This is a genomic window from Chitinophagales bacterium (genome assembly GCA_020636495.1).
Taxonomy (GTDB): domain Bacteria; phylum Bacteroidota; class Bacteroidia; order Chitinophagales; family Chitinophagaceae; genus UBA5543.
The window spans coordinates 1,967,379-1,981,587 of sequence record JACJXQ010000008.1 but is presented as its reverse complement, the minus strand read 5'-3'; the positions used below and the strand labels follow the sequence as shown (position 1 = coordinate 1,981,587).

At 44.5% G+C, this 14,209-nt stretch carries 19 protein-coding genes and 1 tRNA gene; 13 read left to right on the top strand and 7 right to left on the bottom strand.

Annotation, left to right across the window (positions count from 1 at the left end; all coding sequences use genetic code 11):
• Window positions 1-197 precede the first annotated feature (197 nt).
• Both H6550_08670 and H6550_08665 read right to left on the bottom strand, forming a co-directional pair.
• Window positions 198-271, bottom strand: a tRNA-Met gene (locus tag H6550_08670).
• Between the two features lie 53 nt (window positions 272-324).
• On the bottom strand, window positions 325-762 hold the full coding sequence (locus H6550_08665) for an acyl-CoA thioesterase (GenBank protein MCB9046200.1): 438 nt from the start codon (window positions 760-762) through the stop codon (window positions 325-327).
• A gap of 26 nt (window positions 763-788) precedes the next feature.
• Between H6550_08665 and H6550_08660 the strand changes: the two genes are divergently transcribed.
• The 9 genes from H6550_08660 to H6550_08620 all read left to right on the top strand — a co-directional run bounded on the left by H6550_08660 (window position 789) and on the right by H6550_08620 (window position 6,304).
• On the top strand, window positions 789-1,400 hold the full coding sequence (locus H6550_08660; protein ID MCB9046199.1) for a fumarylacetoacetate hydrolase family protein: 612 nt from the start codon (window positions 789-791) through the stop codon (window positions 1,398-1,400).
• 31 nt (window positions 1,401-1,431) lie between these two features.
• Complete coding sequence (locus H6550_08655) at window positions 1,432-2,310, top strand: hypothetical protein (GenBank protein MCB9046198.1); 879 nt, start codon at window positions 1,432-1,434, stop codon at window positions 2,308-2,310.
• 86 nt (window positions 2,311-2,396) lie between these two features.
• Window positions 2,397-2,879 carry a hypothetical protein gene (locus H6550_08650; GenBank protein MCB9046197.1) on the top strand — a complete coding sequence of 161 codons (483 nt, stop codon included), beginning with the start codon at window positions 2,397-2,399 and terminating at the stop codon, window positions 2,877-2,879.
• A gap of 5 nt (window positions 2,880-2,884) precedes the next feature.
• A complete protein-coding gene (gene ung / locus H6550_08645) occupies window positions 2,885-3,565 on the top strand; it encodes a uracil-DNA glycosylase (protein MCB9046196.1) in 681 nt (226 codons plus the stop codon).
• A gap of 9 nt (window positions 3,566-3,574) precedes the next feature.
• Complete coding sequence (locus H6550_08640) at window positions 3,575-4,318, top strand: 1-acyl-sn-glycerol-3-phosphate acyltransferase (GenBank protein MCB9046195.1); 744 nt, start codon at window positions 3,575-3,577, stop codon at window positions 4,316-4,318.
• The gene (locus H6550_08635; protein ID MCB9046194.1) at window positions 4,318-5,097 is read left to right on the top strand and encodes a DUF2520 domain-containing protein; all 780 of its coding nucleotides are present in this window, start codon (window positions 4,318-4,320) and stop codon (window positions 5,095-5,097) included. Before H6550_08640 ends, H6550_08635 begins: the two co-directional genes overlap by 1 nt.
• A gap of 45 nt (window positions 5,098-5,142) precedes the next feature.
• Complete coding sequence (locus tag H6550_08630; GenBank protein MCB9046193.1) at window positions 5,143-5,478, top strand: 2Fe-2S iron-sulfur cluster binding domain-containing protein; 336 nt, start codon at window positions 5,143-5,145, stop codon at window positions 5,476-5,478.
• Window positions 5,479-5,563: 85 nt separating this feature from the next.
• Complete coding sequence (iscX, locus tag H6550_08625) at window positions 5,564-5,803, top strand: Fe-S cluster assembly protein IscX (protein ID MCB9046192.1); 240 nt, start codon at window positions 5,564-5,566, stop codon at window positions 5,801-5,803.
• Window positions 5,804-6,304 (top strand): HAD-IIIA family hydrolase, encoded by a 501-nt coding sequence (locus H6550_08620; protein ID MCB9046191.1) that lies wholly within the window; start codon window positions 5,804-5,806, stop codon window positions 6,302-6,304.
• Between the two features lie 123 nt (window positions 6,305-6,427).
• Here the strand turns inward: H6550_08620 and H6550_08615 are convergent, their stop codons facing one another.
• Complete coding sequence (locus H6550_08615; GenBank protein MCB9046190.1) at window positions 6,428-7,108, bottom strand: hypothetical protein; 681 nt, start codon at window positions 7,106-7,108, stop codon at window positions 6,428-6,430.
• Between the two features lie 185 nt (window positions 7,109-7,293).
• On the opposite strand from H6550_08615, the gene H6550_08610 reads away from it, so the two are divergent.
• Window positions 7,294-7,896: a hypothetical protein gene (locus tag H6550_08610; GenBank protein ID MCB9046189.1), complete on the top strand. Its 603-nt coding sequence runs from the start codon at window positions 7,294-7,296 to the stop codon at window positions 7,894-7,896.
• A gap of 169 nt (window positions 7,897-8,065) precedes the next feature.
• Window positions 8,066-9,247 carry a T9SS type A sorting domain-containing protein gene (locus tag H6550_08605; GenBank protein ID MCB9046188.1) on the top strand — a complete coding sequence of 394 codons (1,182 nt, stop codon included), beginning with the start codon at window positions 8,066-8,068 and terminating at the stop codon, window positions 9,245-9,247.
• A gap of 87 nt (window positions 9,248-9,334) precedes the next feature.
• Here the strand turns inward: H6550_08605 and H6550_08600 are convergent, their stop codons facing one another.
• Window positions 9,335-10,015, bottom strand: coding sequence for a hypothetical protein (locus H6550_08600; GenBank protein MCB9046187.1), 681 nt, complete (start codon window positions 10,013-10,015; stop codon window positions 9,335-9,337).
• A gap of 83 nt (window positions 10,016-10,098) precedes the next feature.
• Between H6550_08600 and H6550_08595 the strand changes: the two genes are divergently transcribed.
• Window positions 10,099-10,314, top strand: coding sequence for a hypothetical protein (locus H6550_08595; GenBank protein MCB9046186.1), 216 nt, complete (start codon window positions 10,099-10,101; stop codon window positions 10,312-10,314).
• 2 nt (window positions 10,315-10,316) lie between these two features.
• Here H6550_08595 and smpB read toward each other — a convergent pair whose 3' ends face one another.
• A complete protein-coding gene (smpB, locus tag H6550_08590) occupies window positions 10,317-10,766 on the bottom strand; it encodes an SsrA-binding protein SmpB (protein ID MCB9046185.1) in 450 nt (149 codons plus the stop codon).
• A gap of 2 nt (window positions 10,767-10,768) precedes the next feature.
• Window positions 10,769-11,629, bottom strand: a complete 861-nt coding sequence (locus H6550_08585; GenBank protein ID MCB9046184.1) for an acetyl-CoA carboxylase carboxyltransferase subunit beta — start codon at window positions 11,627-11,629, stop codon at window positions 10,769-10,771.
• A gap of 175 nt (window positions 11,630-11,804) precedes the next feature.
• Here H6550_08585 and H6550_08580 point away from each other — a divergent pair, with 175 nt between their 5' ends.
• A complete protein-coding gene (locus H6550_08580; GenBank protein MCB9046183.1) occupies window positions 11,805-13,316 on the top strand; it encodes a glycosyltransferase family 39 protein in 1,512 nt (503 codons plus the stop codon).
• On the opposite strand, the gene H6550_08575 is transcribed toward H6550_08580, so the two are convergent.
• Window positions 13,276-14,208, bottom strand: a complete 933-nt coding sequence (locus H6550_08575) for an aspartate carbamoyltransferase catalytic subunit (protein ID MCB9046182.1) — start codon at window positions 14,206-14,208, stop codon at window positions 13,276-13,278. The two genes, H6550_08580 and H6550_08575, sit on opposite strands and share 41 nt — an antisense overlap.
• Window position 14,209 lies beyond the last annotated feature (1 nt).

The following is a 14,209-nucleotide window of genomic DNA, read 5'->3' as shown; positions in this document are numbered from 1 at the left end:
ATGACGCTACGGGCGTTATTCGTTTGCCATGATGCGAACGGAGAGCCGTGGTGATATATTCGCGTGTAGATAACACCACACTAGCAAGCTCTGTGCGAGCCTCCTTACACAACTCCCCCGGAGCGGAAATATATTTTGCGTTATAGCAAAAAAAAGCCTTTCGAGGCTTTTGACCTGAAAGGCTTCATCTTTAGTAGTAGCGAGATCGGGAATTGAACCCGAGACCTCAGGGTTATGAATCCTGCGCTCTAACCGCCTGAGCTACCTCGCCATTATTCTTATTTGCGATTTAAGAGCGGCAAAGGTAAATCAAAAACTTGAAAATTAAACGCTTTCTAAAATGCTTTTTAATGCAGCGGGCAGATTTGTTACTTTCCGGGCAGAGTAATCGAAGCAAACCATCCCGGTTTTAGCATGGGCAATTTCAGTCTTTTCGTCATTGCGGGTGGTTTTTATCCTGTACAAAAGGTCGAAAGAAACTGCAGACAATTCAACGGCATATATTTCCACTTCTAATACATCTTTATAAAAGCTTTCTCCTTTATAGGCTATCATCACATCGGCCATGATGAGCCCCACTCCGCCCGCATCCATTTCAGTACAATCAAAATGTGCCAGCATTTGCACCCGGGCTTCATGAACAATAGACAGTATTGCGTCGTTACCTACATGCCCCCCATAATTCACATCGCCGATGCGGATGGGGATAGTGGTCTGAAATAGTGGATTTTCGGCAGGAAATTTTATTTTTACACGACTCATATTGAACACTAAAATAAAGCACAAAGATGAAGATTATCTGCATAGGAAGAAATTATGCTGAACATGCAAAAGAACTGAACAATGATGTACCGACCCGCCCGGTGATATTCATGAAACCTAAGAACGCTATTTTACTGCCGGGCAAACCATTCTACTATCCTGAATTTTCAGATAATATTCAATACGAGTGCGAACTGGTGGTAAAAATATGCAAGAACGGCAGGTATATACAGGAAAAATTCGCTCATAAATATTACGATGCAGTAACTGTGGGCATTGACTTTACAGCAAGAGACCTGCAACAGGAACTGAAATCTAAAGGATTGCCCTGGGAACTGGCTAAAGCATTTGACGGCTCGGCAGCAGTAGGAGAATTTATACCTATAACAAAGGACTTTAATATCAATGATCTGCAGTTTGAACTGATAAAGAACGGCGAAAGAGTGCAGGCAGGTAAGACCAGCGAAATGATATTCAACATCAATGAGATCATAGAATATGTTTCACAATACATATCTGTCAATATCGGTGACCTGATATTTACAGGTACCCCTGCGGGTGTTGGTGCTGTAAATGTATATGACACACTGGAAGGTTACCTGGCAGGCGAAAAGCTCCTGCATGTCGACATTCGCTAAGTCAACAACCATTTAATATATTACATAGCCCATGCGGACATACAACCCCCGGAAATGGTTTGAAATACTATTCCAGTTCCACAAGTCGGATACTTTGAGGCGCCTGTCGTTAGTCATTGTACTAATGGCGGTATATACCTGGGCAGTTGCCTATGTCGGGCTGAATTATATTGATCCGTCAGAAGTCCCCTTCATCGCCAACATACACCAGATGCACAACCTGCTGGGCTTTGCGCTGTCGCTTTTGCTGGTGTTCCGTACCAATACAGCATATGACCGTTGGTGGGAAGGCCGTAAGATATGGGGCGCATTGGTAAACACCAGTCGTAATATGGCCCTGAAAATGAACTCACTGCTGGATAGGGACGACGAGGACAACAGGGCTTTTTTCCGGGATGCCATACCTACTTACGCATCCGTGCTGAAAGACCATCTGCAATCGGAATATACCCGCTATACGCTGGATGATATAGACCACCCTGAACTGAAACAAATAGACGGCAACAAGCACGCCCCCAACCAGGTAGCCTCTATGATGAGCGACAGGCTGATATTGCTACAAAAACAGGGCAAATTGACAGGTGAACAACTGCTGTTTGTCAACGATAATTTAAATGCTTTCACCGACATTTGCGGCAAATGTGAGCGTATTAAGAATACCCCTATACCTTACTCGTACACAGCGTTTATCAAGAAGTTCATATTTATCTACATCATGACACTGCCCCTGGGCTATGTGTACAGCCTGCAATACCTGGTAGTACCCGTTGTGGCCGTGGTGTTCTATGTTATGGCCAGTCTTGAACTGATAGCAGAGGAGATAGAAGACCCTTTCGGGCACGACGATAATGACCTGCCTATGGGTAAGCTGGCTACTAACATCAGAAAACATGTAAATGAAATATTATAAACGGAGATATAACTATCCGTTATCCTCACAGTGTGTGGTTATTACACCGGAGAATAGTTATCTTAGCAGGAATAATATTACTACCCATGCGTATTAAGCTTCATATCATTGCATCACTGTTACTTACCGTTGCAGCTGCTCAGACAGGCTATGCACAAATGGCAAAGGTCGGTTGTATGGACCAGGGTATCCGTGTACAGGGCGAGCAGATAAAACACGATTTCAAAGCCCAGGGTATGGAGATATATAAAGATGCCATGCTGACCATGTCGTCTAAAGACCCCTACCCCATAGCGGTGCAACTGACACAAGGTACGCTGTACCAATTTGTTTTTGTGGGCAATAAAGATGCATCGAAACTATACTTTGAATTGTTTGACGGGGCTGATACCAAGCTGGTAGATAAAGTGGTGGAGAATAAAGGCAGTAACAACTTTATGATCTACTCATTCATACCGCAAAAAACAGACCTGTACCTGCTTATCGTTTCGCAGAAGGTAAAAGGAAACAGGGAAGTATGCGGCAGCTTTACCGTTATGCAGAAAGCCAATGGCGGTAATACCCAATAAATTAAATGAACAGAATGGATGTACAGATAGAGCAAAGTTGGAAAGAGGTGTTACAACCCGAATTCGACAAGCCCTACTTTGGACAGATAGCTGCATTTCTGAAAGCAGAAAAACAGGCAGGTAAGATCATATACCCTCCGGGGCCTTATATTTTCAATGCATTCAATTCTACCCCGTTTGACAAAGTAAAAGTGGTGATATTGGGACAAGACCCTTATCACAATCCCGGGCAGGCGCATGGACTGAGTTTTTCGGTACCAATGGGCGTTGCTGCTCCTCCCTCACTTGTCAATATGTTCAAAGAAATAGAGGCCGACCTTGGTATACCCCGACCGGGCCATGGCAACCTGGAGAAATGGACACAACAGGGGGTGCTACTACTTAATGCCTCACTGACCGTAGAGCAAAACAAGCCCATGTCGCACAGCAAGACAGGCTGGCACGATTTTACAAACAGCGTTATCAAAACATTGTCTGACAAGAAAGAGAAACTTGTATTTTTGCTCTGGGGAGGATTTGCCAAAAGCAAGCAGGATATGATAGACAAGAACAAACACCTGGTACTGACGGCAGTACATCCCTCACCGCTATCTGCACATAACGGTTTTTTTGGATGCAGGCACTTCAGCAAAGCAAACGCATGGCTGCAACAAAACGGACAAACACCTATCGACTGGAGTTTATAATCAACAACAATGAAATTCTTAGCCAAGATCGCAGGCCATATATATTTTGTACTCGGGTTGTTGCTGTTCGTCATCACCATGCTCATAGTATTCATCCCTATATGGCTGATATCCTTATTGCCTGAACCACAAAGGGCCAAAGCGCTGCACCCGGTATTCAGGTTGTGGATGGGCGTGTTCATGCCATTGGTGGGCTGCCCGGTATCACGAAAAGGCAAAGAGCACTTTAAAAAGGGAGAGAATTATGTAGTGGTGACCAACCACAACTCACTGGTAGACATTCCGGTATCATCGCCGTGGATACCGGGGCCCAATAAAACACTGGCCAAAATAGAGATGTCGCGCATACCTATATTCGGGGTGATATACAAAACAGGCTCTATACTGGTAGACCGTAAGCAAGAGAACAGTCGAAAAAAGAGCTTTACTGACATGCAGCGCATGCTGGATATGGGCCTGCACCTGTGCCTCTATCCGGAAGGTACACGCAACAAGACCAAAGAGCCTATACAACGATTTTACGACGGGGCATTCATAGCAGCTATCAAAGCACAGAAAGCTATCATCCCGGGTGTGATATTCAATACAGGTCGCATATTACCTCATGATAAAACGGCATGGGCAAGGCCATTGCGAATACGTTTTCATTTCCTGGAACCTATACCTACAGCGGGACTGACCATGGACGACCTGCCTGCCCTGAAAGAAAAAGTTCATACAATAATGACTGATCATTACCTTGCACATAAATAATGACCTTTTATATAGTAGGCACGGGCAATACGGCATGGTTCATGGCAACAAGGCTGCACAAAGCGGGTCATAGCTGCCTGGGGGTGTATGGACGCAATACGGCACATGCCCAGCAACTGGCCGAAGTGCTTAAAGCACCCGCACTTGCCGATGTAACGAACATACAGGACGACGCTGACTATTGCATACTGGCCATAACCGACCATGCTATAGTAGATGTAGCCGCTAATTTTAAGTTTGAGCACTGTACGCTGATACATACAGCGGGATCGCTAAGCAGGATGATACTGGAACCTTATGCAAAGCATGCAGGTGTTATGTGGCCCATCTATTCTATTGTAAAAGACAACCTGCCGAAACACAGGCAAATACCTATAGTAATAAAAGGCAGCACAGACCATGCAGAAGAGCTGCTGAAAAAGCTGGCAGCAGACATCACGGATATACAATATACCATAAGCTGGGAGCAACGCCAGTGGCTGCACCTGTGCGCCGTACTGTGCAACAACTTTACCAACCATATGATGGCAGTAAGTGAGCAGATATGTACCAGGCAACACATACCCTTCTCACTGCTGTACCCTATAGTGAGCCAGACGGCAGAGCGCATCAGCCAGGCATCGCCTATGAGGCTGCAAACGGGCCCGGCAAGACGGGGAGATAATATTACCATAGAAAAACACCTGGCATTATTGCAGCAAAACCCCGACTGGCAAGAGCTATACAAGTCTGTAACTACCTCCATAGATAAGATGTATAGGAACGATAAGGGAGAATAGCCCCTGATGACTTACTTTTGCGACCTAATACAGATAATATTCAAAATGTATAATATAAGATTTAAGTTTGAACAGAAAGGATTAGAGCCTGTTACAATAGAAAATGTAGAGCCGGGAATAAGTATTTTGGAAGTAGCGTTGGAGCATGACATTGAGCTGCACCACAATTGCGGGATGGTATGTGCTTGCAGCACCTGCCACCTGTATGTAAATAAGGGCGACGAACATTTGCAGGAGTTGAGCGATAAAGAAGAGGATTTTATTGACCGTGCCCGCAACCCGAGGCTGGAATCGCGCCTGGGTTGCCAGTGTGTATTGGAAGACGGCAATGGAGATATAGAAGTGACGATACCCGACCAGAGTCTGTTGCACGGGGAGTAGTAGTTAGGTATTGAATATTAGATAGTTGATGTTGGATTTGGCAACTATATTTGGTTTTGACTTTAAAATTTTGACTTTTTAAGATATGGCTCATTACGAACCACCGATCAATTGGAGTGACCACGAGGATATAGCACTGAAACTGTACGAACGTTTTGGTGATGAGTTTGGCGAGAGCAAGATATACCGCATTCGCTTTACAGACTTGCTGGAGTGGGTGCTGGAAATAGAGAACTTTGAAGGTAAACGCGAAGAAAGTAACGAAGGCCACCTGGAGATGATACAGAGCAGCTGGGTATATGAGTGGCGCGACAACCAGGATTAAATGAACGTACTAGAACTTTTTGCCCCGGTAAAGACATTCGTGTTTGACGTAGACGGCGTGCTGACCAACAGCCAGCTACTGGCTATGGAAGACGGCAGCCTGCTGCGCAGCGTGAACATAAAAGATGGCTATGCGCTGCAACTGGCCATAAAAAAGGGGTATCATATCTGGATCATATCTGGCGGAACCAGCGAGGCGATAAAGAAACGCTTTGAGAAACTGGGGCTGGAAGAGGTGCACATTGCCGTAAAAGACAAGAAAGCAGTACTGCAGGAGCTGGCCGCCAAACACAATATAGCCCTAGAGCACACCCTGTATATGGGCGATGATATGCCCGACTACGAAGTGATGCAAATGTGCGGGCTCCCCACCTGCCCCGCCGATGCCTGCCCTGAGATAAAGAACATCAGCAAATACGTTTCTCCCGTAAACGGCGGTATGGGTTGCGTACGCGACGTAGTGGAAAAAGTACTGAAGCTGAACGGACACTGGGCCGTGTAATTTCGTATCCTCGAAGGGGCTATTTATTTTTTGCAGGTATTTTCTGTTTATGACTTGTACCAACAAGAGGTTTTGTCCGAAATGTACCGTGTCCCGAAAGTGGGACAGTGAGAAAACGGGACACTACTTCAACCAATACTCTACTTTACCAGGGTTGGTACGAAACCCTATAACACCGTAGCCTTTTGCGAAATACACCTTATCAGCCCAGGTATTTTTCAGCAATTCCGGCCCGGTGGTAATGGTAATAAAAACGTTTTGATAGGTAGTGCCATGAAACGTATACGAGTTATGAGTTTCATATGTATCGTACTTGTCAAAATCGAGTGCTGACATGTCATTATTCTTTGTTTTTATGTAGTATCGCGCATTTACAAGGTCATACGTCAGCGCATCATTACCTGTACTGAAATTGCCATTCAATTTTCCAAGATTTCTCAATTCCATACGCATGGTCTGGTATATAACATCTCCATACTTTGTTGTATCCGGCGGTATGGACAATGTAATATATATCAGGCCTGTTACCTCGCATGTAGTGTGCTTTTTCTCAAATGCATCAAAGGAATATTCAGATGTATAAGCCCCTCCATAGTTGACCCAGGAAGTTGTCATAGAAAACTCGCCACCAGAGTCGTTTACAAAAACTACCCTATGACCTACACTATTGTAACCGGGAAACCAATTTTTGTAGAACGTTGCATCAAATGCAGGGCAGAATTCAACACCTTCTTTTTTACTGCAGGAGATTATAAAGAAGGATGCAATAAATAACATCAGAGGTAAAAAAGCAGGTAAGCGCATATAGTTTTGTATAGGTTGTAATGTATCAAACAATAACCATGCTAAGTTTTTGTAACTGATGTTGCACATGTTATAGTTTATAACAAAGGCTAATCGCCCAAGTGATGTTTTATTATATTTTAATATAGCTATAATGTCACAACTATCAACATGTCCTAACTTCACACATAACAAAACACACTACTATGAAACTACTACTGAAATATAACCTGGTACTGGTGTTATTAACCTTGTCTACAACAGTATTTGCCGGAGAGAAGGATAAAGTAAACATTAAATATGAGTTACCTGACGGTTGGTACAGGGCCGGGAGCGATCCTGGTAAATATGATATGGGTACCGACAAAGGTGGTGCAAAAGATGGAAGCAACTGTGCCACCATTGAATCTAACGCCAAACACATTAAAGGTTTCGGCACACTGATGCAGACCTCAAGCCCTGAAAAATTCAAGGGAAAAAGAGTGCGCATGACCGGCTATATGAAGTCGGAGCATGTAGATGGATGGGCGGGGTTTTGGTTGAGAGTAGATAAAAAAAATGGACAGGGAAGTTCAGCATTTGACAATATGAGCAAGCGTCCCGTAAAGGGGAATACGGAATGGACAAAATATGATATTGTACTGGACGTGGACGAAAACGCTGCTGACATAGCATATGGTGCCTTACTATCAGGAACCGGACAAATATGGTTTGACAAAATAACCTTTGAAATAGTTGATGCAACTACCCCATCTACTGACATAAAAGTAAAGAAAGAAGAGCCTGTCAACCTGAGTTTTGACGAATAAGATATAACACGCTCTACCATACAAAAGAAAAATGTCCCGCGTCCCGAAAGTGGGACAGTAAAAAAACGGGACACTACTCCGTACTGGTGGCTATGACAAAATACGCAATGGTACGTATGCACCACCCTGCTTTCGGAAAGTAACTTTGGGTAGATCAAACATTGATACTATGAAAAATATCTACCTTGCATTTATGGCTGCTATATTGTGCATAGCGAACGTACATGGGCAAAAAGTCATCAGCAATGGTTTCCCCGGCGTGGGCGTGGTGAATGGCACCAACTATATACGTACGGGCACTATCGGTACCATGAACAACTCATTTGTTGCGGCAAGCAGCACTATGGGCTTTGCATCAAATGTATGGGACAGTACATTGTACTTTATCGACATGGCTAATGAGACCATCACCGACTCTATAAAGCATTATGTGCAGGATATGGAAGTGCGCGGCGATACCCTTTACGCCATCAGTGGTGCCTACCTCCTGCGTATCAGGATATCTACCAAAGCGATTATTGACTCTGTCATGGTATCTACCCATCCATACAGGCTGGAGCTTTGCCCGGGTGCCGATGAGGCCTGGTTGTCTGACAGTACGCAGGTATATATAGTGAGCAACCTTACCGGCAGTATGACGGTAAGCTCTTTCAAAGCAGGAGTTGACCAGTATGACAACAGCCCCATACGTTTTACCAAAGGCGGCAGCATAGCTTATAAAGCTGCCACTATTACGCACAGAGTATATAAAATAGATGCTGCGAACAAAACCATTACCGACTCCGTAGATATTCCAGGTGGTAATAACAGCGGTGTTGCGGTATCATCAGACAGCAGCAAAATGTATGTATCCAACACCAACGACTTTAAGATATACGTAATAAAAACCTCTGACATGACACTAATGGACTCTATCAACAGTCCGCGCGAACCTTTTGAAATGTATACACACCCTACCCGTGCCGAGATGTGGTGCGTGAATCACTTTGATGATTCGGTAACCGTGTACAAAGAAAGTGACAACAGCGAACTGGCAGCCATAGACCTGCCACCCAGCCCGCATATTATAGCGTTTGTATATGGCAATACCGGTGTAAATGATGTAGCAGGGAAGATAGATGGTGTGCTATACCCTAACCCCGGCACAAAACAACTGCACGTATCCCTGCCTGTTGGTGGTGTGTACTCCATTGGCCTGTATGACAATGCCGGCAAAATGATACAAAGTCTGCACACAAAACAGCCGGTAACAACATTGCAGGTGGCAGATCTTCCCGCAGGTATGTATCACATCAACATAACCAACGATAAAGGAGCGCAACAACACCTGCAATGGGTGAAGTATGAATAACTGATATTTACTGATGAATGACAAAGCCCCGTGGTAAAAATACCACGGGGCTTTTTACTGTCTTACAATAACAGGCGTTACAATCTGCTAGTTTAAAACTGTTTTGGCACTTATCGTCAGCCTTACCTGTATGCTGCCTCCTGCACCACCGTCTTCCTTTTTCACCGGCATATCTTTGGTCCTGGTTAGCACTACACTTATGTTTCCGGTAGGGCAATTCTTAAGGTCGTCTGCCGTTATGGTCACAGTATTATTTGTTACCGATCTGGTCACAATATCGGTAGCTATTCCGCTCACAACAGATACGGTCATCGACTCCTGACCTGCGAGGGCAGCACCTGCCCAACTGAAATCAAACCCATTGCTTTTTGACACAGAAGATGGCAAGCCACCTACAATCTCCACATCTCCAATATCCGACCTCAGTACTACATTTGTTATGGTATCGCCGGAGTTCTTGGCCAGTGCAAAATCTACATCGGGCATGCCGTTCAGCGCCCAGGTATAGCGGGTTTTGTCTATCGAGCTGGTATTGGCGGTCATATTATTAGCCCTGACGGATGCTCCGTCGGAAAGCAGCACCTTAGCCCCCGACTTGTCCCTTACCTGGAAGCCGGCAGTAGCATTGGTACTGTTATCCGTTTTATTATATGCCACTTCGTATACCTGGTAATAAGGCACGTCATCCTTCAGGTCGTTCGAGTCTACCTTCTTGGTGCATCCGCCTGTTAATATTGCACCTGCGAGTAAGTATATCAATTTTTTCATAACATGGTTTTGAACTATTATTGCAAATACGTTGCCAGTTTTAAAGGCAATACTAAAACACCTCCGTAAAGCGTTACATATATATGAAAAAAGCCTTGCTGCCCGCAACATTATTGCTACTTACAGCCACTCTATTTTCCTGTAAGAAACCCTATACCTGCACCTGCGAAGGCGGTATCGTCTTTCAGCAATATTCTAAAGAAATTAAAGCTGCAAGCAGTAAAAAGGCCAGGGAAAAGTGCGAGGGTAATAATCAGCCCCCAAATACGCCCGATGTGATCAACTGCTGGCTGGAGTAATACTACTTCAGGTATCGTTTCATCTCCCTGTCGGCATCTCTCTGCTTAATGCTTTCGCGCTTGTCATGTGTTTTTTTACCCTTGGCCAGCCCTATGTCTATTTTAGCATAGCCATTCTCATTGATGTACATGGCCAGCGGCACAATGGTCAGTCCCTTTTCTTTTATCTTCTGGGCCCATTTGCGTAATTCCTTTTTGGTGAGCAGCAGCTTGCGCTCGCGTGTAGGCGCATGACCTGCATAGCCAGCATTCACATATTCAGCAATGTGCAGGCTTTTTATCCATAGCTCGCCTTCGTGAAAGAAACAATAACTATCGTTAAAGCTCACCTTCCCCGCCCGTACCGACTTTATTTCAGATCCGGTCAGCACGATGCCCGCCGTGAGTTTATCTTCTATTGCATACTCAAAAGTAACGGGGCGGTTCTTGATATATACCTGCTGCTGGGCCAAGCTTATTTATTGTCTTTTAAGAACCAGTCGATGGTAGTAGATAACTGCTTAACCAGGTCTTTGCGGTTCACGATAAAGTCCAGGAAGCCATGCTCCTGCAGGAACTCCGAGCGCTGAAACCCTTCTGGCAGGTCTTTCTTAATGGTCTCTTTGATCACCCTGGGACCGGCAAAGCCGATCAATGCCTTAGGCTCAGCAATATTGATATCGCCCAGCATAGCGTAGGACGCAGTAACACCACCCGTAGTCGGGTCTGTCATCAGTGAGATATAAGGAAGTTTTGCTTTGGCCAGCAGGGTCAGTTTTGCCGATGTTTTGGCCATCTGCATCAGCGAAAAGGCGCTTTCCATCATGCGAGCACCACCCGATTTTGAAATGATCATCAGGGGTAGCTTGTTGGCAATACAGTAGTCTATTGATTCGCTGATCTTTTCGCCTACTACCGAGCCCATGGAACCACCAATAAAATTGAAGTTCATGCAGGCTACTACCAGTCTCTTTCCGTCAACATTACCTACACCTACCGTCATGGCATCTTTCAGGCCCGTGGTTTTCTGTGCCCCGGCCAGCCTGTCGGTATAGGGTTTCATATCTACAAAACCCAGCTTGTCTGTGGGAGTAATATTCTCAAACAGCAGTTCGTGTTCCTGTCCGTCAAACAGTATTGCAAAATATTCTTTCGCGTTTATCCTGTTATGATAATCGCATTTAGGGCAAACATATAGTTGCTCTTCGAGTTCTTTGGTTGTCACTGTGTGTTTACACTCAGGACATTTATGCCAAAGTCCGTCCGGGGCTTCTTTCTTTTCCTGGGTACTGGTCAGGATACCCTTTTTAATACGTCGAAACCAGGTAGATGACATAATTTTCTGTTTTGTTATACAATCTCACTATTCCTGTCTGTCATTAGACGAATTGACAAAGATACGCTTTGGAACAGAAGTAAAAAGGATTATTGCTGAAATCTTAGGCATATATTACAAAGCATTATACTGCTCTTTTTATATTTTTATCGTTTCAACAATAGCTGAAACAAACGTGAGTAACCCAAGCGGCAACAATACAAGACTGATAGCCTGTATTACCATTATCATCCTTACCTCAATGCTGATGCTGGACAGGCTGGTACCAGAGGGCCTTTTTCTGGACGGTGTAACCTATGCCGCTATTTCGCGCAACCTGGCCATAGGCAAAGGCAGTTTCTGGGCATTATACTATCGTAACCCCTGGATCTTCTCTGAACACCCACCCCTGTTCTTTGGCTTACAGGCTATTTTCTTTAAGATATTTGGCGATCATTACCTGACTGAAAAAATATATTCATTCGTAATATGGTTACTGACAGCAATATTACTGAAGCAGTTCTGGAACCGCGCAATACCAGGTAACGGGGTAAGCTATAGTTACGCTTTGCCTTTACTGCTCTGGTGCCTGGTACCAACTATCACATGGGGATATACCAATAACATTCTTGACTGCACCATGGCCCTGTTTGATATTGCGGCAGTATGGACGTTATACCGCTCACTAAAGGACAACAACATGTGGGGGATCATAACCTGTGGTATACTGATATTCTGCGCCACATTGACCAAAGGCCCGGTAGGCGCTTTCCCGCTGGCTGTCCCCGGCCTATATTGGCTGGTATATCAACGAGGCAGTGGCAAACAGTTTTTTACAGCCGTAATGCTAACCATATTCCTTACAGCCATGCTAATAGCTTTTTATGTGATCTTTTACCAGTTTCCCGGACCTCGTGCCAGCTTCGACAGATATCTTAACCAACAACTTATAGCAGCATTGTCGGGGCAAAGGGAGATAACTACAGGAGGTTTGGGGCGCTGGCAATTGTTGTATGACCTTGCTATACAAATGCTGGTACCCATTGCCATTACAATAATACTTATAGTTATTGTACGGCTTTTGAAGTTAACCCCGCAAAAGACATCAGGTAAACATGCTCTCTTCTTTTTACTTATAGGACTGGCAGCATCTACCCCTATTATGATGAGTGTGAAACAACGCACATTCTACCTAGTGCCATCACTTCCCTATTATGTATTAGCAGTGGCTGCAATAGCCTACCCCTATTTTTTAGTAATAACGAACAGGTTCAAAGCCGGGCAAAAAGGGCTCAGGATATTCAGGCTCTCTGCCATAATTGTATCGCTTGGATTATGTATATACCTGGGTAGTAAGGTGGGCCAGGTGGGGCGCGATCATGAAATGATATCTAATATGCATTACCTGGCAGAAAAATTTCCGAAAGGAGAAGTACTGGGTATATGTGCAGAAGCCGAAAAAGATTATGCTTTCCTGGCTTACCTGGAACGTTATAACCAAATGGAAGTGAACCGCATATTTTATGCGCAGAAATATGTACTGATAGACAAAGAGCTTTGTAATAACGACATCATTCCAATTATAAATAGTATTGGCTTCAGAGAAGAACCTATTGGCCTGTCGAGGTATAAACTATACCACAGGCATTTTCCACTAAAATTCGACTTTACTCTACTAAATCCCGTTTTCCGGACAAGAGATAAATAACGGCCATCCTGATAGCCACACCATTTTCTACCTGGTCAAGAATAATAGATTGGTTGCCATCAGCTACATCAGAATTTAATTCTACTCCCCTGTTTATAGGTCCCGGGTGCATAATTGTTATTTCTTTGTCCAGGCTATCCAGCATCTGCCTGTTGATACCGTAGAAAAGCGCATACTCTCTCAATGTAGAAAAGAGTGGTTTGTTCTGCCTTTCCAATTGTATCCGCAATACATTGGCTACCTCGCACCATTGCAGTGCTTTTTTTACATTGTATTCTACTTTTACACCAAGGTCCTGTATGTGTTTGGGTATCAGCGTCGGCGGGCCTGCTACCATCACCTCTGCGCCAAGTTTCTTCAGGCAAAATATATTACTCAATGCCACCCTTGAGTGCATAATGTCTCCTATAATGGCTATTCGCTTACCCTTCAGGTCACCCAGTTTCTCGCGCATAGAGAATGCATCCAGCAACGCCTGCGTAGGATGTTCATTAATGCCATCACCTGCATTGATAATGCTGGCGTCGATATGGTCGGCAAGAAACCATGGTGCACCTGTCGCGCTGTGGCGCATTACCACCATATCCACTTTCATGGCCAGGATATTGTTTACTGTATCTATCAGCGTCTCACCTTTTGACACGGAAGAGCCGGACGCAGAAAAGTTGACCACGTCAGCACTCAACCTTTTCTCTGCCAGCTCAAACGAGATACGAGTACGGGTAGAATTCTCAAAGAACACATTGGCAACTGTTGTGTCACGCAGTGTAGGCACTTTCTTTATCGGGCGTTGTAAAACCTGCTTGAAATTATCCGCAGTACGGAATATAGTGTGTATATCCGCAGCCTGCAGTTCTTTAATTCCCAGTAAGTGTTTTACAGATAATGACATC

What these genes read in the sequence shown, in the direction of transcription:
- H6550_08665 (MCB9046200.1), bottom strand. Translation starts at nt 762, where the DNA reads ATGAGTCGTGTAAAAATAAAATTTCCTGCCGAAAATCCACTATTTCAG.
- H6550_08660 (MCB9046199.1), top strand. Translation starts at nt 789, where the DNA reads ATGAAGATTATCTGCATAGGAAGAAATTATGCTGAACATGCAAAAGAA.
- H6550_08655 (MCB9046198.1), top strand. Translation starts at nt 1,432, where the DNA reads ATGCGGACATACAACCCCCGGAAATGGTTTGAAATACTATTCCAGTTC.
- H6550_08650 (MCB9046197.1), top strand. Translation starts at nt 2,397, where the DNA reads ATGCGTATTAAGCTTCATATCATTGCATCACTGTTACTTACCGTTGCA.
- ung (MCB9046196.1), top strand. Translation starts at nt 2,885, where the DNA reads ATGAACAGAATGGATGTACAGATAGAGCAAAGTTGGAAAGAGGTGTTA.
- H6550_08640 (MCB9046195.1), top strand. Translation starts at nt 3,575, where the DNA reads ATGAAATTCTTAGCCAAGATCGCAGGCCATATATATTTTGTACTCGGG.
- H6550_08635 (MCB9046194.1), top strand. Translation starts at nt 4,318, where the DNA reads ATGACCTTTTATATAGTAGGCACGGGCAATACGGCATGGTTCATGGCA.
- H6550_08630 (MCB9046193.1), top strand. Translation starts at nt 5,143, where the DNA reads ATGTATAATATAAGATTTAAGTTTGAACAGAAAGGATTAGAGCCTGTT.
- iscX (MCB9046192.1), top strand. Translation starts at nt 5,564, where the DNA reads ATGGCTCATTACGAACCACCGATCAATTGGAGTGACCACGAGGATATA.
- H6550_08620 (MCB9046191.1), top strand. Translation starts at nt 5,804, where the DNA reads ATGAACGTACTAGAACTTTTTGCCCCGGTAAAGACATTCGTGTTTGAC.
- H6550_08615 (MCB9046190.1), bottom strand. Translation starts at nt 7,108, where the DNA reads ATGCGCTTACCTGCTTTTTTACCTCTGATGTTATTTATTGCATCCTTC.
- H6550_08610 (MCB9046189.1), top strand. Translation starts at nt 7,294, where the DNA reads ATGAAACTACTACTGAAATATAACCTGGTACTGGTGTTATTAACCTTG.
- H6550_08605 (MCB9046188.1), top strand. Translation starts at nt 8,066, where the DNA reads ATGAAAAATATCTACCTTGCATTTATGGCTGCTATATTGTGCATAGCG.
- H6550_08600 (MCB9046187.1), bottom strand. Translation starts at nt 10,015, where the DNA reads ATGAAAAAATTGATATACTTACTCGCAGGTGCAATATTAACAGGCGGA.
- H6550_08595 (MCB9046186.1), top strand. Translation starts at nt 10,099, where the DNA reads ATGAAAAAAGCCTTGCTGCCCGCAACATTATTGCTACTTACAGCCACT.
- H6550_08585 (MCB9046184.1), bottom strand. Translation starts at nt 11,629, where the DNA reads ATGTCATCTACCTGGTTTCGACGTATTAAAAAGGGTATCCTGACCAGT.
- H6550_08575 (MCB9046182.1), bottom strand. Translation starts at nt 14,208, where the DNA reads ATGTCATTATCTGTAAAACACTTACTGGGAATTAAAGAACTGCAGGCT.